Source organism: Pannonibacter sp. XCT-53, from assembly GCF_009915765.1.
Taxonomy (GTDB): domain Bacteria; phylum Pseudomonadota; class Alphaproteobacteria; order Rhizobiales; family Stappiaceae; genus Pannonibacter; species Pannonibacter tanglangensis.
Window position 1 is genome coordinate 1,241,069 of the sequence record NZ_JAABLQ010000001.1, and the last position, 26,591, is coordinate 1,267,659.

23 protein-coding genes are annotated in these 26,591 nt (G+C 67.2%); 15 read left to right on the forward strand and 8 right to left on the reverse strand.

Annotated elements, in window-relative coordinates:
- Nucleotides 1-14: 14 nt before the first annotated feature.
- Together GWI72_RS05725 and recG are read right to left on the reverse strand one after the other, a co-directional pair.
- The gene (locus GWI72_RS05725; protein WP_348272641.1) at nucleotides 15-383 is read right to left on the reverse strand and encodes a YbaN family protein; all 369 of its coding nucleotides are present in this window, start codon (nucleotides 381-383) and stop codon (nucleotides 15-17) included.
- Between the two features lie 231 nt (nucleotides 384-614).
- Nucleotides 615-2,717 (reverse strand): ATP-dependent DNA helicase RecG, encoded by a 2,103-nt coding sequence (gene recG, locus GWI72_RS05730; RefSeq protein WP_161672777.1) that lies wholly within the window; start codon nucleotides 2,715-2,717, stop codon nucleotides 615-617.
- 383 nt (nucleotides 2,718-3,100) lie between these two features.
- On the opposite strand from recG, the gene GWI72_RS05735 reads away from it, so the two are divergent.
- The 12 genes from GWI72_RS05735 (at nucleotide 3,101) to GWI72_RS05790 (ending at nucleotide 15,807) form a co-directional block, all read left to right on the forward strand.
- Nucleotides 3,101-3,412 (forward strand): FAD assembly factor SdhE, encoded by a 312-nt coding sequence (locus GWI72_RS05735; RefSeq protein ID WP_161672779.1) that lies wholly within the window; start codon nucleotides 3,101-3,103, stop codon nucleotides 3,410-3,412.
- 102 nt (nucleotides 3,413-3,514) lie between these two features.
- Entirely contained in the window at nucleotides 3,515-7,012 is a 3,498-nt protein-coding gene (gene mfd, locus GWI72_RS05740; RefSeq protein WP_161708100.1) for a transcription-repair coupling factor, read from the forward strand.
- A 302-nt stretch (nucleotides 7,013-7,314) separates the two neighbouring features.
- Nucleotides 7,315-7,650 (forward strand): FtsB family cell division protein, encoded by a 336-nt coding sequence (locus GWI72_RS05745; protein ID WP_348272642.1) that lies wholly within the window; start codon nucleotides 7,315-7,317, stop codon nucleotides 7,648-7,650.
- Nucleotides 7,651-7,826: 176 nt separating this feature from the next.
- Entirely contained in the window at nucleotides 7,827-8,879 is a 1,053-nt protein-coding gene (gene pdhA / locus GWI72_RS05750) for a pyruvate dehydrogenase (acetyl-transferring) E1 component subunit alpha (RefSeq protein WP_161672783.1), read from the forward strand.
- Between the two features lie 14 nt (nucleotides 8,880-8,893).
- Entirely contained in the window at nucleotides 8,894-10,282 is a 1,389-nt protein-coding gene (locus GWI72_RS05755; RefSeq protein ID WP_161708101.1) for a pyruvate dehydrogenase complex E1 component subunit beta, read from the forward strand.
- A gap of 16 nt (nucleotides 10,283-10,298) precedes the next feature.
- Nucleotides 10,299-11,654 carry a pyruvate dehydrogenase complex dihydrolipoamide acetyltransferase gene (locus tag GWI72_RS05760; protein WP_161708102.1) on the forward strand — a complete coding sequence of 452 codons (1,356 nt, stop codon included), beginning with the start codon at nucleotides 10,299-10,301 and terminating at the stop codon, nucleotides 11,652-11,654.
- Nucleotides 11,655-11,741: 87 nt separating this feature from the next.
- Nucleotides 11,742-13,187, forward strand: a complete 1,446-nt coding sequence (gene lpdA, locus GWI72_RS05765; protein WP_161672789.1) for a dihydrolipoyl dehydrogenase — start codon at nucleotides 11,742-11,744, stop codon at nucleotides 13,185-13,187.
- A 61-nt stretch (nucleotides 13,188-13,248) separates the two neighbouring features.
- Nucleotides 13,249-13,497: a GlsB/YeaQ/YmgE family stress response membrane protein gene (locus tag GWI72_RS05770; protein ID WP_161672791.1), complete on the forward strand. Its 249-nt coding sequence runs from the start codon at nucleotides 13,249-13,251 to the stop codon at nucleotides 13,495-13,497.
- 12 nt (nucleotides 13,498-13,509) lie between these two features.
- Complete coding sequence (locus GWI72_RS05775) at nucleotides 13,510-13,752, forward strand: GlsB/YeaQ/YmgE family stress response membrane protein (protein WP_161672793.1); 243 nt, start codon at nucleotides 13,510-13,512, stop codon at nucleotides 13,750-13,752.
- 51 nt (nucleotides 13,753-13,803) lie between these two features.
- Complete coding sequence (locus GWI72_RS05780) at nucleotides 13,804-14,268, forward strand: acyl-CoA thioesterase (protein ID WP_161708103.1); 465 nt, start codon at nucleotides 13,804-13,806, stop codon at nucleotides 14,266-14,268.
- 55 nt (nucleotides 14,269-14,323) lie between these two features.
- On the forward strand, nucleotides 14,324-15,301 hold the full coding sequence (gene lipA, locus GWI72_RS05785) for a lipoyl synthase (RefSeq protein ID WP_161672796.1): 978 nt from the start codon (nucleotides 14,324-14,326) through the stop codon (nucleotides 15,299-15,301).
- Nucleotides 15,302-15,342: 41 nt separating this feature from the next.
- Nucleotides 15,343-15,807 (forward strand): type II toxin-antitoxin system RatA family toxin, encoded by a 465-nt coding sequence (locus GWI72_RS05790; protein WP_161672798.1) that lies wholly within the window; start codon nucleotides 15,343-15,345, stop codon nucleotides 15,805-15,807.
- 43 nt (nucleotides 15,808-15,850) lie between these two features.
- Here the strand turns inward: GWI72_RS05790 and GWI72_RS05795 are convergent, their stop codons facing one another.
- The 4 genes from GWI72_RS05795 to GWI72_RS05810 form a co-directional block, all read right to left on the reverse strand.
- The gene (locus GWI72_RS05795) at nucleotides 15,851-16,276 is read right to left on the reverse strand and encodes a hypothetical protein (RefSeq protein WP_161672800.1); all 426 of its coding nucleotides are present in this window, start codon (nucleotides 16,274-16,276) and stop codon (nucleotides 15,851-15,853) included.
- Between the two features lie 174 nt (nucleotides 16,277-16,450).
- Nucleotides 16,451-16,921: a hypothetical protein gene (locus GWI72_RS05800; protein ID WP_161708104.1), complete on the reverse strand. Its 471-nt coding sequence runs from the start codon at nucleotides 16,919-16,921 to the stop codon at nucleotides 16,451-16,453.
- 61 nt (nucleotides 16,922-16,982) lie between these two features.
- Complete coding sequence (locus tag GWI72_RS05805) at nucleotides 16,983-17,501, reverse strand: CinA family protein (RefSeq protein WP_161708105.1); 519 nt, start codon at nucleotides 17,499-17,501, stop codon at nucleotides 16,983-16,985.
- A gap of 29 nt (nucleotides 17,502-17,530) precedes the next feature.
- On the reverse strand, nucleotides 17,531-18,847 hold the full coding sequence (locus GWI72_RS05810) for a bifunctional 2-C-methyl-D-erythritol 4-phosphate cytidylyltransferase/2-C-methyl-D-erythritol 2,4-cyclodiphosphate synthase (protein ID WP_161708106.1): 1,317 nt from the start codon (nucleotides 18,845-18,847) through the stop codon (nucleotides 17,531-17,533).
- A 160-nt stretch (nucleotides 18,848-19,007) separates the two neighbouring features.
- Here GWI72_RS05810 and dusB point away from each other — a divergent pair, with 160 nt between their 5' ends.
- The 3 genes from dusB to ntrC are packed head-to-tail and all read left to right on the forward strand — an operon-like array spanning nucleotide 19,008 to nucleotide 22,608.
- A complete protein-coding gene (gene dusB, locus GWI72_RS05815; RefSeq protein WP_161672808.1) occupies nucleotides 19,008-20,024 on the forward strand; it encodes a tRNA dihydrouridine synthase DusB in 1,017 nt (338 codons plus the stop codon).
- A complete protein-coding gene (locus GWI72_RS05820; RefSeq protein ID WP_208995655.1) occupies nucleotides 20,021-21,166 on the forward strand; it encodes a two-component system sensor histidine kinase NtrB in 1,146 nt (381 codons plus the stop codon). The genes dusB and GWI72_RS05820 overlap by 4 nt, the downstream gene beginning before the upstream one ends.
- 2 nt (nucleotides 21,167-21,168) lie before the next feature.
- Nucleotides 21,169-22,608, forward strand: a complete 1,440-nt coding sequence (ntrC, locus tag GWI72_RS05825; protein ID WP_161672810.1) for a nitrogen regulation protein NR(I) — start codon at nucleotides 21,169-21,171, stop codon at nucleotides 22,606-22,608.
- 27 nt (nucleotides 22,609-22,635) lie between these two features.
- On the opposite strand, the gene GWI72_RS05830 is transcribed toward ntrC, so the two are convergent.
- Nucleotides 22,636-23,760 carry an ABC transporter permease gene (locus tag GWI72_RS05830; RefSeq protein ID WP_161708107.1) on the reverse strand — a complete coding sequence of 375 codons (1,125 nt, stop codon included), beginning with the start codon at nucleotides 23,758-23,760 and terminating at the stop codon, nucleotides 22,636-22,638.
- A gap of 3 nt (nucleotides 23,761-23,763) precedes the next feature.
- Entirely contained in the window at nucleotides 23,764-26,589 is a 2,826-nt protein-coding gene (gene rbbA / locus GWI72_RS05835; protein ID WP_161708108.1) for a ribosome-associated ATPase/putative transporter RbbA, read from the reverse strand.
- Nucleotides 26,590-26,591 lie beyond the last annotated feature (2 nt).

Here is a 26,591-nt window from a genome sequence, read left to right on the forward strand (position 1 = left end):
GCAGGTCCCCGTGCTCACGCCTGCGGCCGGGAGGGGCGGCTCAGGACATAGGCCGCGCAGGCGAGGATGGCGGCGGCCACCAGACCGGCGGTCAGCCCCGCCGGCTCGCCCAGCACGACGAAGACCGCATAGCCCGCCGCCATGCCACCGACCGCAAGCAGTTTTGCCCGGGGCGGGATCACGCCGTGGTCCCGCCAGGCGATCACCTGCGGGCCGATGGTCGGGTGCGCGAGGATGCGCGCCTCCAGCTCCGGCGACGAGCGGGCGAACATGGCAGCGGCAAGGATGAAGAAGATCGTCGACGGCAGCAGCGGCAGCACGGCACCGACAAGGCCGGTGACGACAAAGGCCAGGCCCGCAAGCTTGTAGGCGGTCCGTCGCACGTGCTGGGCTCCACTCAGCGGCGGGCTCGGGAGCAGCTCCGCCGGGACAGGCTGCCGGCGGGCAGCCCTCATGCGTTGGCATAGCCGATTTGCCGGGCGCTGTCCAAAGCCCCGCACGCCAGCCGGACATTTGCTGGCACACGGGCGATGAATGCGGTTAAAGTATCACTTTAATAGTGATTGAAAAATCATATAAAACAATATCTTGAAACAAAAATTTCGCGCAAGAAATCAGCCGGCGCGGATGAGGTGGATCGCTTCGTCGCGGCCGAACAGGTAGAGGAGCGTGCGCAGCGCCGGTCCACGCGGACCCTTCAGCTGCGGGTCGGTCTCCAGGATCAGGCGCGCGTCGTCGCGGGCAATCTCCATGAGATCGGTGCGTGCGTCGCCCCGGGCCAGCCGGAAGCCGGGGGCGCCGGATTGCCGCGTGCCCAGGATTTCGCCTTCCCCGCGCAGCCGCAGGTCTTCCTCGGCGATGACGAAGCCATCGTTGGTCTCGCGCATCACCGCAAGGCGCGCGGCCGAGGTCTCGCCCAGCGGCCCCTTGTAGAGCAGCACGCAGGACGAGGGCCGGTCGCCGCGTCCGACGCGGCCGCGCAGCTGGTGCAGCTGCGCCAGGCCGAAGCGTTCGGCATGCTCGATGACGATGATCGTGGCATCGGGCACATCGACGCCGACCTCGATCACGGTCGTCGCCACCAGCACCCGGGCATGGCCTTCCTTGAAGGCCATCATCGCGGTGTCCTTGTCCTCGCCGCTCATCCGGCCGTGAACGAGGGCGACTGGAACCTTCAGCTCCTGCGCGAGGTGCCGATGCCGGTCCTCGACGGCGGCAAGGTCGATCTTCTCGCTCTCCTCGACCAGCGGGCAGACCCAGTAGACCTTCTGGCCCTCGGCGACGGCGGCCTTGATCCGCGCCACCATCTCGCCCATCCGGTCAAGCGAGACCGAGACCGTGGTGATCGGCTTGCGGCCCTTCGGCTTGTCGGTGAGGCGGGAGACGTCCATGTCGCCGAAATAGGTCAGCACCAGCGTGCGCGGGATCGGTGTCGCGGTCATCACCAGCACATCGACGCCCTTGCCCTTGGAGGAGAGCGCGAGGCGCTGGTGGACGCCGAAGCGGTGCTGCTCGTCGACCACGGCAATGCCGAGATTGGCAAATTCGACCGCGCCCTGGAACAGGGCGTGGGTGCCCACGGCGAGGTCAATCTCGCCGGCGGCCAGCGCCGCCTGCGTCTCGCGCCGCTGCCTCTGCGTGTCGCGCCCGGTCAGCAGCGCGATGCGGATGCCGGCGGCCTCACACAGTGGCGCCATGGAGGCAAAATGCTGGCGGGCGAGGATTTCGGTCGGGGCCATCATGGCCGCCTGGGCGCCGCCCTCGATGACCGCGGCCATGGCCAGAAGCCCGACGATGGTCTTGCCGGCCCCGACATCGCCCTGCAGCAGGCGCAGCATGCGCTGCGGGCTGCGCAGGTCGGCCTCGATTTCCTCAACCGCACGCGCCTGGCCGGGGGTCAGCTCATAGGGCAGGGCGGCAAGGATCTTCGCCTTCAGGTCGCCCGTGGTGAGGCGGGATTCGCCGCCGAGCTTGCGCATCGTGGCGCGCACAAGGGCAAGGGCCAGCTGGTTGGCGAGATACTCGTCATAGGCAAGGCGCGACAGGGCCGGGGAGGCCGGGTCGAGGTCACGCGCGCCCTCCGGCCGGTGCACCCGCTTCAGCGCCTCGTCGAAATCCGGCCAGGCCTGGCGGGCGCGGAATTCGGGGTCGAGCCAGTCGGGGAAGAGCGGCAGCCGGTCCAGCGCGCCGGCGAGCCCCTTCAGCAGCGTGCGCTGCGCCAGACCCGCCGTCATCGGATAGACCGGCTCGACGGCCGGCATGGTCTCTGCTTCCTCCGGCGTCAGGATGTAGTCCGGGTGCACCATCTGCGGCCGCTCGGCGAACCACTCCACCTTGCCGGAGATGATGCGCCGGCCGCCGACCGGCAGCACCTTCTCCAGCCAGTCCTGCCGGGGATGGAAGAAGACCAGCGCGATCGAGCCGGTGGCGTCGCTGGCGAGCACCCGGTAGGGGGCCTTGCTGCCCCGGGGGGCGGGCATGTGACGCTCGACCCGCACGTCCAGCGTCACGGTGTCACCGTTTTCCGAATAGGCAATGCCGGGGCGGCGGCTGCGGTCAATCACCGCATGCGGCAGGTGGAAGACAAGGTCGAGCACCGTCGCCTCCCGACCGCTCGGACTGTCGAGCAGCGTGTCGAGCAGCTTCGCAATCTTCGGTCCGATGCCGGGCAGCACCGAGACGGGGGCGAACAGAGGGTCAAGCAGGGTCGGGCGCATGGCGGCGGCGTGTGTCTTTCGGCCGGAAACGGCCCTGACCTTGGCGACAGGGCAATAGGGTGCATGGGGTTTTGCACCCTTTGGCGGCCCGGTGCAACGCGGCAGCGCGGGACGGCCGCTCCGCGCGGCGGCGGGTGGCGGGATTGGAGGGGCGAGGCTGGGGAAGGGGACCGGGGCTGGGCCCACCCGCGGAGCTGGCAACCGGGCAAGGACACGGACCCGACGCCCAGACCCGACGCCCAGACCCGACATCCGGGCCCGACATCCAGACCCGACATCCGGACCTGACATCCGGGCTGGGCGACGCTATAAGCGCAGGGACTTCCCCGCGCGACCGGCATGCATCGGGCATCCGGTCCCGTCCCGATTCGTCAGGATCCGACATGACCGACAGCATCCAGGCTACAAACGCCACCGAGGGGGCCGCCGACGACGGTCTCGACGCCCGCCGCAAGCGCATCCTCTTCCGCACCTGGCATCGCGGCATGAAGGAAATGGACCTCCTGCTCGGAGGCTTCACCAAGGCGGAGATCGGCCGCCTGAGCGACGCGGAGCTTGACGAGCTGGAAGAGATCATCACCGTCAACGATCAGGACCTTTATGCCTGGATCACCGGCCGCAAGCCCTTGCCGGGCGAGTGGGACCGGCCGCTGTTCCGCCGGATGCTGGCCTTCCACGACATCCGGCTCGGCTGACACCGGTTCCGGGCGCCGGCTCCGGAGGCTGGCCCCGCATCGCCCGGCCCTGCCGCTCCACCCGACCTGACCGCATCCAAGACATCACCGGGACTGCCGCCCTTGTTCGAGACGCTCTTTCGTGACCGCGCCAACATCACCCTTGCCAGCGTGCCGGACGGGGCCGAGGCGCTGGCGCTTGCCCGCATCGTTGCCGAGGCGCCGCAGGACGGGCTTGCAGCGGTGTTCGTCGCCCGCGACGCCGGGCGGGCGCAGGGGGTCATCGAGGCGCTGACCTTTTTCGCCCCCGATGTGGAGGCGCTGTCGCTGCCGGCCTGGGACTGCCTGCCCTATGACCGCGTGTCGCCCAACCCGGCGATCAGCGCTCGCAGGCTGCTGGTCCTCGGTCAGCTTGCGCGCGGACTGCCGGGGGACGGGCGCAAGGTGCTCGTCACCACGGTCAATGCCGCGCTGCAGCGGCTGCCGGAGCGCGACTGGGTCGCCGCCCAGACCTTCTCCATGGCACCGGGCAACCGGATCGACCTGACCCGGATCGCAGCCTGGCTGGAGCTGAACGGGTTCTCGCGCACACCCACGGTGCGAGAGACCGGCGAATACGCGGTGCGCGGCGGCATCATCGATCTCTATGCCCCCGGTGCGGACGATCCCGTCCGCCTCGACTTCTTCGGAGACACGCTGGAATCGATCCGCGCATTCGACACGGAAAGCCAGCGCACCACCCGGCAGCTGAAGCGGCTCGAACTGGTGCCGATGAGCGAGGTCGTGCTGGGCGAGGAAGCCATCTCCCGCTTCCGCCGCAACTATCTGGCCCGCTTCGGTGCGGCCCGGCGTGAGGACGTGCTCTACCAGTCGGTCAGCGACGGGCGCCGCTATGCCGGCATGGAGCACTGGCTGCCGCTGTTCCATGACCGGCTCGAAACGCTGTTCGACTACATCGGCGAGGCGCCGATTGTTCTGGATGCCCGGGCCGGCGACGCGGTGGGCGAGCGCCTCGACCAGATCAGCGAGCATTATGCGGCGCGCAAGGAGGCGCTCGACAACGGCCATCTGGCCGGCGCCGTGCCCTACATGCCGGTCGAGCCCGATGCGCTCTATCCGGTCGGGGCGGAGTGGACCACCCGGCTGGCGGACAGCGCCAGCTGCCAGCTCGATCCCTTCACGCCGCCGCCGGGGTCCGGCCGCACGGTGATCGACCTTGCCGGCCGTCAGGGCCGCACCTTTGCCGCCGAACGGGCGGCGGGCGACGTCAACATCTTCGATGCGGCCGTCAAGCACGTGCGCGCTCTTACCAAGGAGGAGCGACGCGTCGTCATCGCCTGCTGGAGCGAAGGCTCGCGCGACCGTCTCGGCCAGATCCTCGCCGACCATGGCCTCGACCTGCCCATGCCGGTCGAGCGGGTTGCCGATCTTGCCGGCCTGCCGCCGCGGGCGACCGCGCTTAGCCTGCTCGGGCTGGAGCAAGGCTTCGAGGTCGACCGGCTGGTCTTCATCTCCGAGCAGGACATCCTCGGCGACCGTCTGGTGCGCAAGGGCCGCCGCAAGGCCAAGGGCGCCAACGTCCTCACCGAGGCGGCCAGCCTCTCCGAGGGCGATCTCGTCGTCCATGTCGACCACGGCATCGGCCGCTTCATCGGCCTCAAGACCATCGAGGCGCTCGGCGCGCCGCATGACTGCCTCGAGCTGCAGTACCAGGGCGGCGACAAGCTCTACCTGCCGGTGGAGAACATCGAACTGCTGACGCGCTTCGGCTCGGAAGACAGCGACGTCATGCTCGACAAGCTGGGCGGCGGGGCCTGGCAGGCGCGCAAGGCGCGCATGAAGAAGCGGGTGCTCGAGATCGCCGACGGGCTGATCAAGACGGCAGCCGCGCGCGCCCTCAAGACGGCTCCCGTGGTGGAGGTGCCAGAAGGGGTCTATGACGAATTCTCCACCCGCTTCCCCTACGAGGAGACGGAAGACCAGCTGACGGCCATCGATGCCGTGTTCCAGGACCTGGCGGCCGGGCGCCCGATGGACCGGCTGGTCTGCGGCGACGTCGGCTTCGGCAAGACGGAAGTGGCGCTGCGGGCGGCCTTCGTCGCCGCCATGTCGGGCCGGCAGGTGGCTGTCGTGGTGCCGACCACGCTGCTGGCGCGCCAGCATTTCCGCACCTTCGCCACCCGCTTCCACGGTCTGCCGATCCATGTCGCCCATGCCTCGCGGCTGGTCAGCGCCAAGGATCTCGCGGCAACCAAGAAGGGGCTGGAGGACGGATCGGTCGATATTGTCGTCGGCACCCATGCGTTGCTCGGCACCGGCGTGAAGTTCCGCGATCTCGGGCTGCTGATCATCGACGAGGAGCAGCATTTCGGCGTCAAGCACAAGGAACGGCTGAAGGAGCTGAAGTCCGACGTGCATGTGCTGACCCTGTCGGCCACGCCGATCCCGCGCACGCTGCAACAGGCACTGACGGGCCTGCGCGAGCTGTCGCTGATTGCCACCCCGCCGGTGGACCGGCTGGCGGTGCGCACCTTCGTGTCGCCCTTCGATCCGCTGGTGGTGCGCGAGACATTGCTGCGCGAGCATTATCGCGGCGGGCAGAGCTTCTATGTCTGTCCGCGCGTCTCCGATCTCGCCGAGCAGGCCGAGTTCCTGGCGACAAGCGTGCCGGAGGTGAAGGTCGCGACCGCGCACGGGCAAATGGCTCCGGGCCAGCTTGAGGATGTCATGAATGCCTTCTACGAGGGCAAGTATGACGTGCTGCTGTCCACGACCATCGTCGAATCGGGTCTCGACATTCCGACCGCCAACACGCTGATCGTGCACCGGGCCGACATGTTTGGTCTGGCCCAGCTCTACCAGCTGCGCGGTCGCGTCGGCCGGTCCAAGACGCGCGCCTATGCGCTCTTCACCGTCCCGGCCAACAAGCCGATGACGGGAACGGCGGAGCGTCGGCTCAAGGTGCTGCAGTCGCTGGAGAATCTCGGCGCCGGCTTCCAGCTCGCCAGCCACGACCTCGACATCCGCGGCGCGGGAAACCTGCTCGGCGAGGAACAGTCCGGCCATATCAAGGAAGTCGGCTACGAGCTCTACCAGCAGATGCTGGAGGAGGCCGTGGCCCAGCTCAAGGACGGCGGCGACGAGGTCGGCGAGGACCAGTGGTCGCCGCAGATCAATGTCGGCACGCCGGTCCTCATCCCGGAGAGCTATGTCCCGGACCTGCAGCTGCGCCTGTCGCTCTACCGCCGCCTTGCCGACCTGACCGAGGCGCAGGAGATCGATGCCTTCGGCGCGGAGCTGATCGACCGCTTCGGACCCCTGCCGGACGAGGTCGGCCACCTGCTGAAGATCGTCTACATCAAGGGCCTGTGCTGCAAGGCCAATGTGGAGAAGGTGGACTCCGGCCCGAAAGGCATCGTCATCACCTTCCGCGGCAACCAGTTCGCCAATCCGGCCGGCCTTGTCGCCTACATCGCCGAACAGGGCTCGCTCGCCAAGATCCGTCCCGACCAGAAGATCGTGCTGTCGCGTGACTGGGAGCGGGCGGATGACCGGCTCAAGGGAACGGCAACGATCATGACCAAGCTGGCGCGCCTGGCCATGCCTGCCAAGGCGGCCTGACGGACGTGCGGCCCGGCGGGTCTCCTCCGCTGCCTGACGGCTCGGGTCGGGCGTCAGGGGGCGGCCTGCGGGGACGCGCAGACGCCTGTGTCACGGGCGCGGCGCCGGAGCCTGCGGCGGGCGGCATCGGCAGCTGAGAGCGACGGCTGGCGGTAGCGGCTGGCAGTGGCGGCTGGCGGCACCGCCCCAGGGCCTTGTGCGCATGAGGTTTTCCTGCGCCATTCCTGTCGGGTGAAAGGAACTGTTAAGCGTGACTCGGCACAGTGGAGGCACAAGGCCCATTGTCCGTCGTAGGTCGCCCAGTGCCCGCTACCACCCGCCAGCGCAAGAAATCCATTCTCCGACGCCTCGTCATCCCGGCGGTCGCCATGGCCGTGCTGGGCTATTTCGGGTTCCATTCGGTCAGCGGTGAATTCGGCATCGCCGGACGCGAGCGGATCGAGCGCGAGGTGGCTGCGCTGGAGGCCCAGCTGGCGGAACTCCGCTACGAGCGCGAGCATCTTGCGACCCGCGTCAGCCTGCTGCGTCCGGAGAGCCTCGATCCGGACATGATCGACGAGCGGGCCCGCATCAATCTCAATGTTGTCCATGTCAATGAACTGGCGATCCTGCACCTCGACGAGCCGCGGGGCAGGTAACTGAAATCCGGTTCATTCGGACTGATGAACCGAATATTAGTTTATCCTTTTTCCTTCATATTTTTCATACCCTTGAAGGGTATCACCCGAACTCCTCACACCTCTTGGATTGACAAGACGCGCGGGTTACCTTCCGCTTGCTTTCCTAGGGGAAACGCCACGCAGAGACGAGGGTCATGGCCGCTACGAACAAGTCTTCCGCCGGTACGCGCGCGAAAGGCGCCACCCGGTCCAGCGGTGCAGCCAAATCGGCCGCACCTGCCATCGCGGAGTTCAGCAAGGACGAGGAACTCCACGCCTACCGCGAAATGCTCCTGATCCGCCGCTTCGAGGAGAAGGCGGGCCAGCTCTACGGCATGGGCCTCATCGGCGGCTTCTGCCATCTCTACATCGGCCAGGAAGCCGTTGTGGTCGGCATGCAGATGGCCAAGAAGGACGGTGACCAGATGATCACCGGCTACCGCGACCACGGCCACATGCTGGCCATGGATCTCGACCCGAAGGGCGTGATGGCGGAGCTCACCGGGCGTCGGGGCGGCCTGTCGAAGGGCAAGGGCGGCTCCATGCACATGTTCTCCAAGGAGAAGCACTTCTACGGCGGCCACGGCATCGTCGGCGCCCAGGTGGCGCTTGGCACCGGCATCGGCTTTGCCAACAAGTACACCGGCAACGGCAACGTCGCGATGGCCTTCTTCGGGGACGGCGCGTCCAACCAGGGCCAGGTCTACGAGAGCTTCAACATGGCCGAGCTGTGGAAGCTGCCGGTCATCTACGTGATCGAGAACAACAAGTACGGCATGGGCACGAGCGTGGAACGCGCGTCGGCCACGACCGACCTGTCGCAGCGCGGCCTGTCCTTCGGCATCCCCGGCGAGCAGGTCGACGGCATGGACGTGCGCGCCGTGAAGGCCGCCTCCGACAAGGCGCTCGCCTGGTGCCGCGAGGGCAAGGGCCCGTACATTCTCGAGATGATCACCTACCGCTACCGCGGCCACTCGATGTCCGACCCGGCGAAGTATCGCTCCAAGGACGAAGTGCAGAAGATGCGCACCGAGCACGATCCGATCGAGCAGGTCCGCGTCCGCCTGTTGGAGAACGGCTGGGCGACCGACGACGACCTGAAGGCCATCGACCGCGACGTGCGCGCGATCGTCGCCGAATCGGCCGAATTCGCCCAGAACGACCCTGAGCCGGATGTCTCCGAGCTCTACACCGACATTCTGCTCTAAGGCCGGGGGATACCATGCCGATCAACATTCTGATGCCGGCCCTCTCGCCGACCATGGAGGAGGGCAAGCTCGCCAAGTGGCTGAAGGCCGAGGGCGATGCCGTCAAGGCCGGCGACGTGATCGCCGAGATCGAGACCGACAAGGCGACCATGGAAGTGGAAGCCGTGGACGAGGGCGTGCTGGGCAAGATCCTCGTCGCCGAGGGCACCGAGGCGGTCAAGGTCAACACGCCGATTGCCGTTCTTCTGGCCGATGGCGAGGATGCCTCCGCCGCACCGGCTGCGGCCGTTGCCGCACCGGCGCCTGCCGCCGCGCCGGCCCCGGTTGCCGCGCCTGCGCCGGTTGCCGCCGCTGCCCCGGTTCCGGCTGCGCCCGTCACCTCCGGCTCTGCCGACAGCGACGCGCCGGCTGGCACCGAGATGGTCACCCTGACCGTCCGCGAGGCCCTGCGCGATGCGATGGCCGAGGAAATGCGCGCCGATGACCGCGTCTTCGTCATGGGCGAGGAAGTGGCCGAGTACCAGGGCGCCTACAAGATCACGCAGGGCCTGCTGGACGAATTCGGCGCCCGCCGCGTCATCGACACCCCGATCACCGAGCACGGCTTTGCCGGTCTCGGCGTCGGCGCTGCGATGGCTGGCCTGAAGCCGATCGTCGAGTTCATGACGTTCAACTTCGCCATGCAGGCGATCGACCACATCATCAACTCGGCCGCCAAGACGCTCTACATGTCCGGCGGCCAGATGGGTGCCCCGATCGTCTTCCGTGGTCCGAACGGTGCGGCGGCCCGCGTCGGCGCCCAGCACAGCCAGGACTATGCCTCCTGGTATGCCCATATCCCGGGCCTGAAGGTGATCCAGCCGTGGTCGGCCGCCGATGCGAAGGGCTTGCTCAAGGCTGCCATCCGCGACCCGAACCCGGTCGTCTTCCTGGAAAACGAGATCCTCTACGGCCAGTCCTTCGAGGTACCGAAGGTCGACGACTTCGTCCTGCCGATCGGCAAGGCCAAGATCGAGCGCGCCGGCACGGACGTGACCATCGTCTCCTGGGGCATCGGCATGACCTATGTCATGAAGGCCGTGGACGAACTGGCCGCCCAGGGCATCTCGGCGGAAGTCGTGAACCTTCGCACCATCCGCCCGCTCGACATCGACACGGTTCTGGCCTCGGTCCGCAAGACCGGCCGCTGCATCACCGTCGAGGAAGCCTTCCCGGTCTGCTCCGTGTCGTCGGAAATCGGCTACCAGGTCCAGGAAAAGGCCTTCGATTACCTGGATGCGCCGATCCTGCGCGTCACCGGCAAGGACGTCCCGATGCCCTACGCCGCGAACCTTGAGAAGCTGGCGCTGCCGTCGGTGAAGGAAGTCATCGATGCGGTGAAAGCCGTCACCTACAAGGCCTGAGGCAAGGGAGGCACAGATGCCGATCAACATCACCATGCCGGCCCTCTCTCCCACGATGGAAGAGGGCAATCTGGCCAAGTGGCTGGTCAAGGAAGGCGACAAGGTCGCACCGGGCGACGTGATCGCCGAGATCGAGACCGACAAGGCGACCATGGAAGTGGAAGCCGTCGACGAGGGCACCCTTGCCAAGATCCTGGTTCCGGCCGGATCCCAGGGCGTCAAGGTGAACACGGTGATTGCCGTGCTGGCCGCTGACGGCGAGGATGCGTCCAAGGCTTCGGCCGCACCCGCTGCAACTCCGGCCGCTGCGGCCGCTCCGGCTCCGGCAGCTCCGGCTGCAGCACCGGTTGCCGCAGCCGCTCCGGCTGCTGCCGCTCCCGCCGCAGCGCCTCAGTCCGGTGGCGCACGGGTCTTCGCCTCGCCGCTCGCCCGGCGTCTGGCGGCCCAGAACGGGCTCGACCTCAAGGCCATCGCCGGCTCCGGCCCGCATGGCCGCGTGGTCCAGCGCGACATCGAGGCGGCCCTGACGTCGGGCACGGGCAAGGCGGCTCCTGCTGCTGCTGCTCCGGCTCCGGTGGCAGCCGCTCCGGCGCCTGCCGCTGCCGCCCCGGCGCCCGCCCTGGCCACCGGTCCGTCGAAGGACCAGGTGCTCAAGCTCTTCTCCGAAGGCTCCTACGAGCTCGTGCCGCATGACGGCATGCGCAAGACCATCGCCAAGCGTCTCACCGAGTCCAAGCAGACGATCCCGCACTTCTACGTGTCGGTCGACTGCGAGCTCGACGCGCTCCTGGCCCTGCGCACCCAGCTCAACGATGCGGCGCCGAAGTCCAGGGACGGCAAGCCGGCCTACAAGCTCTCGGTCAACGACATGGTCATCAAGGCCCTGGCGCTGGCCCTGCGCGATGTGCCGGACGCCAATGTCTCGTGGACCGACGACGCCATGGTCAAGCACAAGCACGCCGATGTCGGCGTTGCCGTGTCGATCCCGGGCGGCCTGATCACCCCGATCATCCGCAGCGCCGAGCAGAAGGCCCTGTCCACCATCTCCAACGAGATGAAGGACCTTGGCCAGCGCGCCAAGGACCGCAAGCTGAAGCCGGAAGAGTACCAGGGCGGCACCACCGCCGTGTCCAACATGGGCATGATGGGCGTGAAGAACTTCGCCGCCGTCGTGAACCCGCCGCATGCGACCATTCTGGCCGTCGGCGCGGGGGAACAGCGTCCCGTCGTCAAGAACGGCGCGCTGGCCGTTGCCACCGTCATGACCGTGACGCTGTCGACCGACCACCGCTGCGTCGACGGTGCGCTGGGTGCGGAACTTCTCGGGGCCTTCAAGGGCTACATCGAGAACCCGATGAGCATGCTGGTCTGAGTGACCTCAGCGAGGCCCCGGCTGGTCCGGGGCCTTTCTTCCTTGAGATACACGCAAACTTCCTGCGAAACAGGCGAGGGAACTTCCATGGCCGACAGCTATGACGTCCTCATCATCGGCTCCGGACCCGGCGGCTACGTCACCGCGATCCGTGCGGCCCAGCTCGGCTTCAAGACGGCCATCGTCGAGCGCGAGCATCTCGGCGGCATCTGCCTCAACTGGGGCTGCATCCCGACCAAGGCGCTGCTGCGCTCGGCCGAAATCCTCGATCACGCCAACCACGCCAAGTCCTACGGACTGACGCTGGAAGGCCGGATGACGGCGGACGTCAAGGACGTGGTCGCCCGCTCGCGCGGCGTCTCGGCCCGTCTCAACGCCGGCGTCGGCTTCCTGATGAAGAAGAACAAGATCGACGTCATCTGGGGTGAGGCCAAGCTCACCAGGCCGGGTGAGGTCGTGGTGGCGAAATCCTCCAAGCCGGCGGTCGAGCCGCAGCACCCCGCGCCGAAGGGCGTGAAGGGGGAGGGCACCTACACCGCCAAGCACATCATCATCGCCACCGGCGCGCGGCCGCGTGCGCTGCCGGGCATCGAGCCGGATGGCAAGCTGATCTGGACCTATTTCGAGGCGATGAAGCCGGACTTCATGCCGAAGTCGCTGGTCGTCATGGGTTCGGGCGCCATCGGCATCGAGTTCGCGTCCTTCTACCGCTCGATGGGCGTGGACGTGACCGTCGTCGAGGTCATGCCGCAGATCATGCCGGTGGAAGATGCCGAGATCTCGGCGATCGCCCGCAAGGCGCTGGAAAAGCGCGGCCTGAAGATCATGACCGAGGCCAAGGTTGCCAAGGTGGTGAAGGGGGCCAACTCCATCACCGCCCATGTGGAGACCAGGGACGGCAAGGTGACCGAGATCACCGCTGACCGCCTGATCTCGGCGGTCGGCGTGCAGGGCAACATCGAGAACCTCGGCCTTGAGGCCCTCGGCGTGAAGACCGACCGCGGCTGCATCGTCATCGACGGCTATGGCCGCACCAATGTGCCCGGCCTCTATGCCATCGGCGATGTCGCCGGTCCCCCGATGCTCGCCCACAAGGCCGAGCATGAAGGTGTTGTCTGCATCGAGAAGATCGCCGGCCTGCCGAATGTCCACGCCATGGACAAGGGCAAGATCCCGGGCTGCACCTATTGCAACCCGCAGGTCGCCTCTGTCGGTCTGACGGAGGCCAAGGCCAAGGAACTTGGCCGCGACATCCGCGTCGGCCGCTTCTCCTTTGGCGCCAACGGCAAGGCGATTGCGCTGGGTGAGGACAACGGCCTGATCAAGACGATCTTCGACAAGAAGACCGGCGAGCTGATCGGCGCGCATATGGTGGGCACGGAAGTGACCGAGCTGATCCAGGGCTTCGTCGTCGCCATGAACCTGGAGACGACCGAGGAAGACCTGATGCACACGATCTTCCCGCATCCGACGCTTTCTGAAATGATGAAGGAAAGCGTGCTGGACGCCTACGGGCGCGCGCTCAACGCCTGACACCGGTTCAGACCGCCGTCCGGATCCGGGCGGCGGTCTTGCAGTTTCTGGGGAGACCGCGATGGATACCAAGGCAATCGTCATCTGGTGCGTCATCGGCCTTGTGGCCGGGTGGCTCGCCAGTTTCATCGTTGGCGGCGGCGGCCTGTTCCGCTATCTGCTGACGGGGCTGATCGGCGCCTTCGTCGGCGGTTTCCTGGTGAAGTCGACCGGGATCTCCGTCAATGTCGGTCACCCGCTGCTCAACGAGGTGCTCGTGGCCGCCATCGGTGCCGTGGTGGTCGTGCTCGTCGCACGCATTCTTGCCTGACCGGAGGGCGACATGGGATTTCTCATCTGGATCATCATCGGCCTGATTGCCGGCGCCGTGGCCCACCGCGTGCTTGACAGCCGCGGCGGCTTTCTTGGCTCGCTCGTCGTCGGCCTCATCGGCGCCCTGGTCGGCGGCAAGCTGGCGGAGATGCTGAAACTCAACCTCACCGGCGGCTTTTTCGACCAGCTGGTCGTGGCGACCGTCGGCGCGATCCTGTTCCTGTTTCTCTGGCGAAAGATCCGCGGCCGCTGAGCTGGCTGGCCTCCGTCAGTCCACCGCTCGGCAAAGGTCAGGAGGAGGACCATGGGCGACCGGCATCCGAAACTGTCCGACTATCCGCTCGTGACGGTCGACAAGCTGCGCTACAGCGACACCGACCGGCAGGGGCATATAAACAATGCCGTCTTTGCCACGTTCCTCGAGACCGGGCGGGTGGAGGCAATCTACGGCACGGTTGCCGGGCAGGCGGGCGAAGAGCGGACCCGGGGCCTGGCCGATCCGGGCGCGGCCTTCGTCATTGCCCGTCTCGAGCTGGATTTCCTGGCCGAGATCCACTGGCCCGGCGAGGTGCAGATCGGAACCCGGGTGCTCCGGATCGGGACAAGCTCGCTCACGCTCGATCAGGTCATCTTCCAGGGCGAGACCTGCGCGGCGCGGGCCTCGTCGGTGATCGTCCAGATGGACGAGACCACGCGCAAGTCGCGGCCCTTTTCGGGCGCTGCGGTCGAGCGTCTCAAATCGCTCCTCAGTTCACACGAAAACGCATAGTCTCCGTGCGAAGGCAGCACTTGACCTTCGTGCCGAACAACGACATCTGGATGCCATGGTCACGATCCTCGACACCCTGAACCGGCCGCAGCAGAGTGCGGATGCCCAGAAGCCCCGCCATCCGGAGAAGGCGCATCGCCCGGACAATCCGGTCGCGCGCAAGCCGGCGTGGATCCGCGTCAAGGCGCCGACGTCGCCTGTCTACCGGGAAACGCATCAGGTGGTGCGCGAGAACAAGCTCGTCACCGTCTGCGAGGAAGCGGGCTGCCCGAACATCGGCGAGTGCTGGTCGAAGAAGCACGCCAGCTTCATGATCCTCGGCGACACCTGCACCCGCGCCTGCGCCTTCTGCAACGTGCGCACCGGCATGCCGACCGCCGTGGACCCGCATGAGCCCGAGGGCATTGCCACGGCCGTCGCCACCATGGGCCTGGAGCATGTGGTCATCACGTCCGTGGACCGGGACGACCTAGACGATGGCGGCGCGAACCATTTCGCTGACGTCATTGCCGCGATCCGCGCCAAGGCGCCGAAGACCACCATCGAGGTTCTGACGCCCGACTTCCTGCGCAAGGACGGGGCGCTCGAGATCGTCGTTCGCGCCAAGCCGGACGTGTTCAACCACAATCTGGAAACCGTGCCCTCGAAATATCTGAAGGTGCGGCCCGGCGCCCGCTACTTCCACTCCATCCGCCTGCTGCAGCGGGTGAAGGAACTCGATCCGACCATGTTCACCAAGTCGGGGATCATGGTGGGGCTCGGCGAGGAGCGCAACGAGGTGCTGCAGCTCATGGATGACCTGCGCACCGCCGACGTCGACTTCCTCACCATCGGCCAGTATCTCCAGCCCTCGAAGAAGCATCACCCGGTGATGTCCTTCGTGACGCCGGAGGAATTCAAGGCCTATGAAAAGATCGCCTATGCCAAGGGCTTCCTCAAGGTTTCGGCGAGCCCGTTGACGCGGTCTTCACACCATGCGGGCGAAGATTTTGCGGATCTGCGTGCGGCGCGCGCGGCCAAGCTCGGCCACTGAGACGCGTCTGCGGCACCGGACAGGAAACCGGACAGGAAACGATGCCGTCCTTTGAAACGACCCGGGATGTCGGCCACTCTGCGGCCGACATGTTCAACCTTGTGGCGGATGTGGAGAAGTATCCGCAGTTCGTGCCGCTGTGCCAGAACCTGATCGTGCGCGGCCGCAAGGACATCGATCCCGCCCGCGACATCCTGATCGCGGACATGACGGTGGCCTACAAGCTGTTTCGCGAGACCTTCACCAGCAAGGTCACGCTTGATCGCGACCGCAACGAGATCCTCGTGGAGTATCTCGACGGGCCGTTCCAGCACCTGGAGAACCGCTGGTCCTTCGAGCCGCTGGGCGACACGCGCTGCCGGGTGCGCTTCTATATCTCGTATGACTTCAAGAGCCGGACGCTCGCCTCGCTGATGGGGGCCATGTTCGACATGGCCTTCCGCAAGTTCGCCTCTGCCTTCGAGGCGCGTGCCGACGAGGTCTACGGACCGGCACGACTGGCCTGAGCACGCCGGGCCGGCCTCGGCCGCGGTGTCCGTCGATGACGGTTCAGCGGTTGTCGAAGCCGCGCTGGATTTCCTGGAAGCGGAATTGCCGGGCGCCCGGAGCGGTGGTGACGGCGCGTTCCTCGCGCGGGCTCAGGTTGAGGTCCTTGAGCGTTACCTGGGCCTGCGGATCCTGGCAGACAGGGCGCCAGCCGTTGCCGCGGTTGGTCTCGATGGCAAGGCCGAAGCCGCGCTCGGCTTCCCGCTCGGTCCAGGCCACCGTCTGCGGGCGCACCCAGTAGACCTGGTCACAATACAGGACCTGGACGAAGCCGTCCTGCGGCCGGCGCAGGAGCTGATGGCTGCCGCGGAACCGGTTCATCTTGTCCCGGGAGATGATGTGGAATTCCTCCTGCGTCGACAGCTCCGCCGTTGCCTGCGGCGGTGCCGTCACGACCAGGGCCAGAAACAGGGACAGGAGCACTTTCACGGCAATTTTCCAATCGATGGGCCGGATTGCGGTCTGCAATCAGGGACGCTCGACCCCCATAATGCGTGACAACCCTTTCTTAACGATGAGTATCAGCCGTCAAAGTTTAATAAATGCTGATCGCACCGGAGCGCGGTCGGGCGGTCCAGTGCGGCGCAGGATCGGGAAACCGCCTCAGCGGCTGTGGTAGGTCGAGCTCTTCTCGGTCTTGCCGGTCTTGCCCTGGAACTGCTTGGAAATATGCTTGAAGCGGTTCTCGACGGTCGGCTGCTTGTAGCTGCCGCCGTTGGCGACGATGAAGTTGTCGGCTTCGATGCCGAGGTCGGCGAGGCGGACCTGGTTCTGGGCCTCGGCGCAAAGCGGGCGCCAGCCCTTGCCGGCGTTGAACTCGAGCGCGACACGGCGCCGGTTCTCAACCTCCATATGGGTCCAGGCGACCGTGCTCGGGCGAACCCACAGCTTGCGGCCGCAGTAGCTCACCGCGACATAACCCTCGCCCGGCTTTTCCAGGACCTTGTGACTGCCGGAAAAGGTTCCGTCAGCTTGGCGCGAGATCAAGAAGAAATCGCCCGGGACTGGCATGTCCTCAGCGCTGGCACTCACGCCAAGCAGCGCGAGCCAGAGCGACGCAATCATTGCGCGCATATCTACCCCTGCATTCTGTGGGGGGATTTTGTCAGCCCCGCACAAGCATGGCAGAGTACGCTCAAAGGCTTGAGGAGCCCTTCAGAACATCCGTAAAATTTGAAACAAGCTGCAAGGCGACCCGCACCGCGTCGGCGCGGATGGCGGCGCGGCCGTTGTCGGCAAACCGATGCGCATCCGCGACGGTCGGATGGCCGCGCGCGGCGCAGGCAAAATGCACGGTGCCGACCGGCTTGGCCTCCGACCCGCCGCCCGGGCCGGCAATCCCGGTGATCGCAACGGCGACATCGGCCTGCGAGTGCGCGAGGGCCCCTTCGGCCATGGCGATGGCCACCGGCCGGCTGACCGCGCCGTGTTCGGTGATCAGGGCCATCGGCACGCCGAGCATCTCGGCCTTGGCCGCGTTGGAGTAGGTGACGAAGCCACGGTCCAGCACGGCCGATGATCCCGGCACCTCGGTCACGAGGCCGGCCACGAGACCGCCGGTGCAGGATTCAGCCGTGGCGAGCGTCAAGCCTGCCTCGGCCATGCGCTTCACCAGCTCGGCGGTCTCTGCCAGCAGGGGATCAAGATCGGTCATGGCGGTGGCTCCGGAGGTTTGCGGTCGGATCAGGCCTCGTCCTGCCCGGCCGGCAGGCGCACGGTTGCGGTGGCGAGGGCGGCGATGCCCTCCTTGCGACCCGTGAAGCCGAGGCGCTCCGAGGTCGTTGCCTTCACCGACACGCGGCCAAGGGGCAGGGCGCAGATCTCGGCAATCCTCTCGCGCATCGCATCCCGCACAGGTCCGATCTTGGGGGCCTCGCAGACGATGGTCACGTCAAGATGCGCGACCTTGCCGCCGCGCGCCGCCAGCAGGTCCAGCGCATGGATCAGGAACTGGTCCGAGGCCGCCCCCTTCCACTTCGGATCGGAGGGCGGGAAATGGGCGCCGATGTCGCGGTCGGCAATTGCACCCAGGATGGCATCGGTCAGCGCATGCAGCACCACGTCGGCGTCGGAATGGCCGGCGAGCTTGCGTTCGTGCGGGACGGCGATGCCACCGAGGATCACGGCATCGCCGGGTTCAAAGGCATGCACGTCGTAGCCGGTGGCAACGCGGATGTCGGGATAGGCGGACCAGTCGGTCATGGCGGAGGCGTCCTGTGGCAGGCCGGCGGGCACCCGGGCAGCATCGGCACGGGCGCGCAGCAGATCGGCGCGGGTGGTGATCTTGTAGGCGTCGGCGGCCCCTTCCACCAGCTTCACGCTCAGACCGGCCCATTCGGCCAGGGACGTGTCGTCGGTGAAGCCGGTCAGGCCCGCGGCTGCGGCGGCGCGATGGGCAGCGAGGATTCGCGGGAAGGCAAAGCCTTGCGGTGTCTGCGCGGCCCAAAGGCCCTGCCGGTCGACGGTGCCTGTGGCCACGCCGCCGGAGTTGGCCCGCTTCAGCGTGTCGTGAACGGGCAGGGCGGCCAGCACCGCCTCATGGCCGTCGGCGAAGGCGGCCAGCATCCGCTCGATCACGGCCAGGGGAAGGAAGGGGCGGGCCGCGTCATGGATGAGCACGAAGGCAGGGGCGCCCCCGTCCTCAAGCTGATGCCCGTCTCTGGCCCCTGCTGCCGATCCGGCTGCAGCCAGGGCCTCCAGACCGAGCCGCACCGAGGCCTGGCGCGTGTCTCCGCCGGTCACGGGCGGGGCAAGCCGGGCGCGCAGGGCCGGGGGCAGGGTGTCGAGCGCCGCGGCATAGAGGGGACCGTCATCGGCATGAATGACCACCTGGATCCGGCGCAGCTCAGCACAGGCGGCAAGGGCAAGGAGTGTCCAGGCAAGGACAGGGCGGGGTCCGAGCGGCAGGTACTGCTTGGGGGCAGTGTCTTCCGCGCTTTGCAGCCGGGTGCCGCGGCCGGCGGCGACGACGAGCGCATCGAGAGGGGCGGACGGGGACATGATCGATCCGGGCGGGCGGTGGCGCGTGAGCCTGCAGATAAGGTCTTTCCACGTCGCTGCTCAACCGGTTATTTGCCGCGCGACCCGATCGGGGCAACTTGCCGCTTGCCGCAGCGCAAAAAATGACTAGTCTGTAGGCAGAAAGAAACCTGCACACGATATGAGCACAAACCCCACCTCTCTTCCTGACACGCCGCTGGCGATCGGCCCGCACACGCTGGCCAACCGCGCGTTTCTGGCCCCCATGTCGGGCGTGTCCGATCTGCCGTTCCGGCGACTTGCCGCCCGATTCGGTGCCGGCGTGGTCGTGTCGGAGATGGTTGCCTGCGAGAGCCTGGTGGAGGGGGATGCCGAAACCCGGACCCGGGCGGAAGGCGAGGGGCTCGACCTGCATGTGGTGCAGCTCGCCGGCCGCGAGGCCCACTGGATGGGCGAGGCGGCCCGCATCGCCGAGGATGCGGGGGCCGACATCATCGACATCAACATGGGCTGCCCGGCCAAGCGTGTGACCACCGGCTATTCCGGTTCGGCGCTGATGCGCGATCTCGACCATGCCCTGACGCTGATCGAGGCAACCGTGCAGGCGGTCAAGGTGCCGGTGACGCTGAAGATGCGGCTGGGCTGGGACCGGGACTGCCTGAACGCACCCGATCTTGCCCGCCGGGCCGAGAATGCCGGTGTCCAGCTCGTCACGGTGCACGGCCGCACGCGCAACCAGTTCTACAAGGGCGAGGCCGACTGGAAGGCGATCCGCGCCGTCGTCGAGGCCGTCACCATTCCCGTGATCGCCAACGGCGACTGCGTGTCCATCGCGGCCGCCGGGGACATGCTGGCGCAATCGGGGGCTGCCGGCGTGATGGTGGGGCGCGGCTCCTATGGCCGGCCCTGGCTGCCCGGTCAGATCGGTGCCCATCTCAATGGCACGCCTGTGCCATCGGCACCCGAAGGGGCAGCGCTCGCCGACCTCGCGCTCGAGCATTATGACGCGCTGCTCTCGCTCTACGGACTGGAGCTTGGCCGGCGCATCGCCCGCAAGCATCTGGGCTGGTATCTCGACCAGACCGACAACGTGCCCGGCGCCCTGCGCGCCGAGATGATGACCAGCGACAGTCCGGCCCGGGTGCGGGATCTGGCGCGGTCCTGGTTTTCCTCGCAGCCCTCAAGGAGCGCCGCATGACGACGCCTGCGCCCAGATCCCAGGACGGCCGGACGGCTGCCCTGACCACGGATGGCCCGACCATTCTCGATGCCCTGCCGCATCCGGTGCTGCTGGTGGCCCCGGACGGGGTGATCGAGGCGGCCAACATGGCGGCCGAGATTTTCCTGCGGTCCTCCGTATCGGTGCTGCGGCGCCATCCGATCAGCTATTTCGTGCCCTTCGGCAGCCCGCTGCTCACCCTCATCGAGCAGGTGCGTGACCGGGGGGCTCCGGTGAACGAGTACAAGGTGGACATCGGCTCGCCGCGCATCGGCTCCGACCGGGTCGTCGACATCCATGCCGCGCCCGTGTCCGACCGGCCGGGTGCGGTGGTGCTGATGTTCCAGGAACGCACCATGGCGGAGAAGATCGACCGCCAGCTCACCTCGCGCGGCGCCGCGCGCACCGTCACGGGCCTCGCCGCCATGCTGGCGCACGAGATCAAGAACCCGCTCTCCGGCATTCGCGGCGCGGCACAGCTCCTGGAGCAGTCCGCCAGCGAGGACGACCGGGCGCTGACCCGTCTGATCATGGACGAGACCGACCGGATCGTGAAACTCGTCGACCGGATGGAGGTCTTCTCCGACGAGCGGCCGATCGAGCGCGAGCCGGTCAATATCCATGTGGTTCTCGACCACGTGAAGCGGCTCGCCGACAGCGGCTTTGCCCGCGGCAAGCGCATCGTCGAGGATTACGATCCCTCGCTGCCCTTCGTCTTTGCCAACCGTGACCAGCTGGTGCAGGTGTTCCTGAACCTCGTCAAGAACGCCAGCGAAGCCATCGGCAATGATCCGGACGGCGAGATCCGCATCACCACCGCCTTCCGGCCCGGCGTGCGCCTGTCGGTGCCCGGCACCAGCGACAAGGTCAGCCTGCCGCTGGAATTCTGCGTCAAGGACAACGGCCCCGGCGTGCCGGAAGACCTGATGCCGCACATCTTCGAGCCCTTCATCACCACCAAGACCAACGGCTCCGGCCTCGGCCTGGCGCTGGTGGCCAAGATGATCAGCGATCATGGCGGGGTGATCGAATGCGAGAGCGTGCCGCGCCGCACGGTGTTCCGCATCCTCATGCCTGCCTTCATCGAACCCGAAACCTCCTCCAGCGACAGGACCGCGTGACCATGCCGACCGGGACCATTCTCGTTGCTGACGACGACGCAGCAATCCGCACGGTGCTGAACCAGGCCCTGTCCCGGGCCGGCTACACGGTGCGCCTCACCTCCAACGCTGCCACCCTGTGGCGCTGGGTCAGTTCCGGCGACGGCGATCTCGTGGTCACCGATGTGGTCATGCCGGACGAGAACATCTTCGACGTGCTGCCGCGCATCAAGAAGCTCCGGCCCGACCTGCCGGTCATCGTCATGAGCGCCCAGAACACCTTCATGACCGCCATCCGGGCGTCGGAGAAGGGGGCTTATGAATATCTTCCCAAGCCCTTCGACCTGAAAGAACTCACCAGCATCATCGCCCGCGCGCTGGAGGAGCCCAAGCAACGCCGTCCGGTCGAGACCGAGGACATGGGCGAGAACATCCCGCTGGTCGGCCGCTCGCCGGCCATGCAGGAGATCTACCGCGTGCTGGCCCGCCTGATGCAGACGGACCTGACCGTCATGATCAACGGCGAGAGCGGCACCGGCAAGGAGCTGGTCGCCCGCGCGCTGCATGACTATGGCAAGCGCCGCAACGGGCCGTTCGTCGCCATCAACATGGCCGCGATCCCGCGCGACCTGATCGAGGCCGAGCTGTTCGGCCACGAGAAGGGCGCCTTCACCGGCGCGCAGGCCCGTTCCTCGGGGCGGTTCGAGCAGGCGGACGGCGGCACGCTGTTCCTCGACGAAATCGGCGACATGCCGATGGAAGCCCAGACCCGGCTCCTGCGCGTGCTGCAGCAGGGCGAATACACCACCGTCGGCGGCCGCACCCCGATCAAGACCGACGTGCGGATCGTCGCGGCCACCCACAAGGACCTGCGCCAGGCGATCAACCAGGGCCTGTTCCGCGAAGACCTGTTCTTCCGCCTGAACGTGGTGCCGATTCGCCTTCCGCCGCTGCGCGAACGCGTCGAGGACATTCCGGATCTGGTGCGCCACTTCTTCGCGCTGGCCGAGAAGGAAGGCCTGCCGGCCAAGCAGATCGACGCGGCCGCCATGAACCTGTTGCGCCGCTACCGCTGGCCGGGCAACGTGCGCGAGCTGGAAAACCTCGTCCGCCGGCTCGCCGCCCTTTATCCGCAGGATGTGATCGGCGAGGCGCTGCTGGAGCAGGAGCTGTCGACGCCGGTGGCCTCGCAGGCAGCGGAGGACCAGTCGGGGGAGATCAACCTCGGCCAGTCGGTCGAGCGCTATCTCAACGGCTATTTCGCCAATTACGGTGACGCGCTGCCGCCCCCGGGCCTCTATCACCGCATCCTGCGGGAGATCGAGTATCCCCTGATCGGCGCGGCTCTTGCAGCCACGCGCGGCAACCAGATCAAGGCGGCCGAACTCCTTGGCGTCAACCGCAACACGCTGCGCAAGAAGATCCGCGACCTCGACGTCCAGGTGCTGCGCGCCAGCCGCTGACGCCGCAAGGCACCGCGCCGTCGCCCCTCAGCGGGCGGCGGCGATGGACCGGCGGAAGCGGGCGGCGGCGAGGGTGAACAGCGTCAGGCCGACGAGGGTGATCATCACGAGCTTCGGCCAGATGATCGTCACGCCGGCCCCCCGGTAGAGCACCGCCTGTGCCATCGCCACGAACTGGGTCGAGGGCACCAGGCTCATGATCATCTGCAGGGCTTCCGGCTGGCTTTCGAGCGGGGTCTCGCCACCGGACAGGAGGTTCATCGGCAGCACGATCAGGATGAACAGCAGTCCGAATTGCGGCATCGAACGGGCGACGGTGCCGAGCAGGATGCCGAGGGCCGAGGCAAAGAACAGGTAGAGCACGGTTCCGGCAAGAAACAGCGGGATCGAGCCCGCCACCGGCACCTTCAACAGCCCCTCGACGACAATCCAGAGTGAAAAGGCGACGACGGCGACGATCACCAGTCCGTTGGCCCAGACCTTGGCCATCATGATCTCGAAGGGCGTCAGCGGCATTGCCAGGAGATGTTCCAGCGTGCCGTGCTCGCGCTCGCGGATGACGGCCGCACCGGTCAGAACCACGGTCAGCATGGTGATGTTGTTGATGATCTCCATCACCGAGGAAAACCAGGCGCCGGTCAGGTTGGGGTTGAAGGCATAGCGCAGCACCAGGTCGAGCGGCCTGTCCTGCGCCAGGCCAAGGCTTGCGGCAAAGCGGTTCAGCTCCTGACCCAGCGCGTTGGCGATGAAGTTGGTCCCGATCCCGGCCTGCATCATGGCGGTGGCGTCGATGTCGAGCTGCAGTGCCGGGGTCTTGCCGGCCCTGACGTCGGCCTCGAACCGCGCCGGGATCACCAGCACGAAGGAAAAGGTGTTGCCGTCGAGCGCGCGATCGATCTCGCCGAAGGAGATGCGGACCGGGGTCAGGAATTCCGGCGGTCGCAGCGCCTCGACCAGCTGCAGCGACAGCTGCGAGCGGTCCTCGTCCACCACTGCGATGGAGACGTTGTTGAGATCGCTCTTCATGCCCTCGGCGGCCATGTAGACGCCGCCGGTAAAGGCCCAGAGGATCAGGATCAGCAGCACCGGATCGCGCCACAGCGACAGGATTTCCTTGAGGCCCAGCCGGTAGATGGTGACGAGACGGCGCAAGGCTCAGCGCTCCTGTTTCGGCAGCAGCAGGACGCAGGCAACGAGCACCAGCGGGGCAGCGGGCAGCAGCGCCAGGAAACTTGCCGACAGGTCGCCGATCCCCAGGCCCTTGGTGAAGGTGCCCACCGCGATGGTCATGAAATGGGCGGTCGGGTAGATCGCCCCGATCATGGCCCCGCCGCCCTCCAGGGAGGCGACCGGCTGCATCATGCCGGAAAACTGCACCGCCGGGAGGACGGTTCCGATCGCGGTGCCGAAGATCGCGGCCACTTGCGTCGAGGTGAAGGTGGAAAACAGGAGACCGATGGCGGTGGTGGCGCAGACATAGAGCACCGCGCCGAGGCAGAGGGCGGCGAAGCTGCCCTTGAGCGCCACGCCGAAGACCAGCACCGCCATGGCGGTCATCAGCAGGAAGTTGACCAGTGCGACCAGGACATAAGGGAGCTGCTTGCCGATGAGGAACTCGAGGCTCGTCACCGGCGTGACATAGAGATTGGTGATCGAGCCCAGTTCCTTCTCGCGCACCACGCTGACGGCCGTCAGGATGGCCGGGATGAAGACCAGGAGCAGCGCCATGACGGAGGGTGCCATGGCGTTGATGCTCTTGAAGTCCTGATTGTAGCGGAAGCGCGGCTCGATCACTGCGACGCCGGCGGGCGGGGCCTCGCCATGGATCTGGCGGTAACGCTCGACCAGATAAGCCCGGTTCAGCCCCTCGACATAGCCGGCGATGGTCTCGGCCCGGAAGGGCATCGCCCCGTCGATGGTGGCCGCGATCTGAGGCGTCTCGCCTCGGAGCAGGGCCTTGCCGAAGCCGGGCGGGATCTCGATGGCGAGCGAGATGTCGCCGGACCTGAGGCGCGGCAGGATCTCCGCCTCGGACCGGATCGGCGCCTGCTCGGCAAAGTAGCGCGAGCCGGAAAAGCTCTCGGCATATTGCCGGCTCTCGCGTGTCTGGTCCTGGTCCAGAACGGCATAGGTCAGCTCGTTGACATCCGTGGTGATGCCGTAGCCGAACACCAGCATCAGGATCATGGTGCCGAGCAGGGCGACGGCGAGGCGAACGGGATCGCGGCGCAGCTCCTTGGCCTCGCGCAGCGAATAGGCCATCAGGCGGCGGCGCGACAGGACCGGAAACGGCGCCCGGCGCTTGCGGGCAGGGGCGGTGGCCGTTGCGGTCGCCTCGGCCGTGTGCGCCGTTGTCGTGTCCGGATCTGCTGCGCCTGCGGCCCTTCCCGCCTCGGCTGCCTGTTCCTCCGGACGTGCCGCCTCGAGGCAGGCGATGAAGGCATCCTCCAGCGTGGCCGCTCCATGGTCGCGGATGAGGTTCTGCGGCGTGTCGCAGGCCAGGACCTTGCCGGCGTGCATCAGCGAGATGCGGTCGCAGCGTTCGCCCTCGTTCATGAAATGCGTCGACAGGAAGATCGTCACCCGGTCCTTGCGCGCGAGATCGACGAGCAACTGCCAGAACTCATCGCGCGCCACCGGATCGACGCCCGACGTCGGCTCGTCGAGGATGAGCACATCCGGCCGGTGCACGATGGCGACAGCCAGCGACAGGCGCTGGCGCACCCCCAGCGGCAACGCCTCTGGCAACGTGTCGGCATGCTCTCCGAGACGAAAGCGGTCGAGCAGCTCCGCGACACGGGCCGGCACCTCGGCGGCCGGCATGTGGAAGAGCTGCGCGTGCAGTATCAGGTTCTGGCGCACGGTCAGCTCGCCATAGAGCGAGAAGGCCTGCGACATGTAGCCGACCCGCTTGCGGCTCTCCAGATTGGCCGCGTTGACCTTTTCGCCGAACAGGAAAGCCTCGCCTTCCGTCGGCGGCAGAAGGCCCGTCAGCATCTTCATCGTTGTCGACTTGCCGCAGCCGTTCGACCCCAGAAACCCGAAGATCTCGCCCCTGCGGATCTCGAAACTGACGTGATCGACGGCCGTGAAGGTGCCGAAGCGTTGCACCAGATCGCGGGCCATGATGGCCGGCGCCGCGTCGCCGTCGGTGAAGGGCGGCACCACCAGCGTCGCATGCGGGCGTCCGCTGCGATCCGGCAGGAGGTTGACGAAGGCCTCCTCGAGCGTTGCGCCCCGGCCTTGCGCCTTCAGGTCCGCCGCCGTGCCCTCGGCCAGGATCCGCCCGGCATGCAGGGCAACCAGATGCTCGAACCGCTCGGCCTCGTCCATGTAGGCGGTCGCCACGATCACGCTCATGCCCGGCCGGTCCGCGCGGATGGTCTCGATCAGCGTCCAGAACTGGCGGCGAGACAGCGGATCGACGCCGGTGGTCGGCTCGTCGAGGATCAGGAGATCGGGGTCATGGATCAGGGCGCAGCACAGCCCGAGCTTCTGCTTCATGCCCCCGGACAGTTTTCCTGCCGGCCGGTCGAGAAAGGAAAACAGTCCGGTTGCCTGTGTCAGGTCGCTGATCCGCCGCTGGCGTTCCGGCCGGTCCTGTCCGAACAGACGGCCGAAGAACTCCAGGTTTTCGGCCACCGTCAGGTCCATGTAGAGGTTCTTGCCGAGCCCTTGCGGCATGTAGGCGATGCGCGGCAGGACCTTGCGCCTGTCGCGCGGCCGCGACAGGTCAGCCCCGAGCGCGGTCACGGTCCCGCTCTGGATCCGGCGGGCGCCGGACAGCAGGGCGAGCAGGGTGGACTTGCCCACGCCGTCGGGGCCGATCAGGCCCATCGTGCGCCCTGCCGGGAGCTCGAGCGAGATCGCATCGAGCGCGACGACCTTGCCGTACCGGTGGCTGACGGCCTCCAGACGGGCGACCCCGGCCTGTGGCACATCCGGCCGTGCGATCGGGCTTGCGGGCGGCTGCAGGATCATCA

Excerpts from the sequence above, each read along its gene's own strand:
- pdhA (WP_161672783.1), top strand. The coding sequence starts at position 7,827 with ATGGCCGCTACGAACAAGTCTTCCGCCGGTACGCGCGCGAAAGGCGCC.
- GWI72_RS05775 (WP_161672793.1), top strand. The coding sequence starts at position 13,510 with ATGGGATTTCTCATCTGGATCATCATCGGCCTGATTGCCGGCGCCGTG.
- dusB (WP_161672808.1), top strand. The coding sequence starts at position 19,008 with ATGAGCACAAACCCCACCTCTCTTCCTGACACGCCGCTGGCGATCGGC.
- GWI72_RS05770 (WP_161672791.1), top strand. The coding sequence starts at position 13,249 with ATGGATACCAAGGCAATCGTCATCTGGTGCGTCATCGGCCTTGTGGCC.
- GWI72_RS05810 (WP_161708106.1), bottom strand. The coding sequence starts at position 18,847 with ATGTCCCCGTCCGCCCCTCTCGATGCGCTCGTCGTCGCCGCCGGCCGC.
- GWI72_RS05735 (WP_161672779.1), top strand. The coding sequence starts at position 3,101 with ATGACCGACAGCATCCAGGCTACAAACGCCACCGAGGGGGCCGCCGAC.
- recG (WP_161672777.1), bottom strand. The coding sequence starts at position 2,717 with ATGCGCCCGACCCTGCTTGACCCTCTGTTCGCCCCCGTCTCGGTGCTG.
- GWI72_RS05760 (WP_161708102.1), top strand. The coding sequence starts at position 10,299 with ATGCCGATCAACATCACCATGCCGGCCCTCTCTCCCACGATGGAAGAG.
- lipA (WP_161672796.1), top strand. The coding sequence starts at position 14,324 with ATGGTCACGATCCTCGACACCCTGAACCGGCCGCAGCAGAGTGCGGAT.
- ntrC (WP_161672810.1), top strand. The coding sequence starts at position 21,169 with ATGCCGACCGGGACCATTCTCGTTGCTGACGACGACGCAGCAATCCGC.
- lpdA (WP_161672789.1), top strand. The coding sequence starts at position 11,742 with ATGGCCGACAGCTATGACGTCCTCATCATCGGCTCCGGACCCGGCGGC.
- rbbA (WP_161708108.1), bottom strand. The coding sequence starts at position 26,589 with ATGATCCTGCAGCCGCCCGCAAGCCCGATCGCACGGCCGGATGTGCCA.
- GWI72_RS05780 (WP_161708103.1), top strand. The coding sequence starts at position 13,804 with ATGGGCGACCGGCATCCGAAACTGTCCGACTATCCGCTCGTGACGGTC.
- GWI72_RS05790 (WP_161672798.1), top strand. The coding sequence starts at position 15,343 with ATGCCGTCCTTTGAAACGACCCGGGATGTCGGCCACTCTGCGGCCGAC.
- GWI72_RS05755 (WP_161708101.1), top strand. The coding sequence starts at position 8,894 with ATGCCGATCAACATTCTGATGCCGGCCCTCTCGCCGACCATGGAGGAG.
- GWI72_RS05800 (WP_161708104.1), bottom strand. The coding sequence starts at position 16,921 with ATGCGCGCAATGATTGCGTCGCTCTGGCTCGCGCTGCTTGGCGTGAGT.
- GWI72_RS05820 (WP_208995655.1), top strand. The coding sequence starts at position 20,021 with ATGACGACGCCTGCGCCCAGATCCCAGGACGGCCGGACGGCTGCCCTG.
- GWI72_RS05805 (WP_161708105.1), bottom strand. The coding sequence starts at position 17,501 with ATGACCGATCTTGATCCCCTGCTGGCAGAGACCGCCGAGCTGGTGAAG.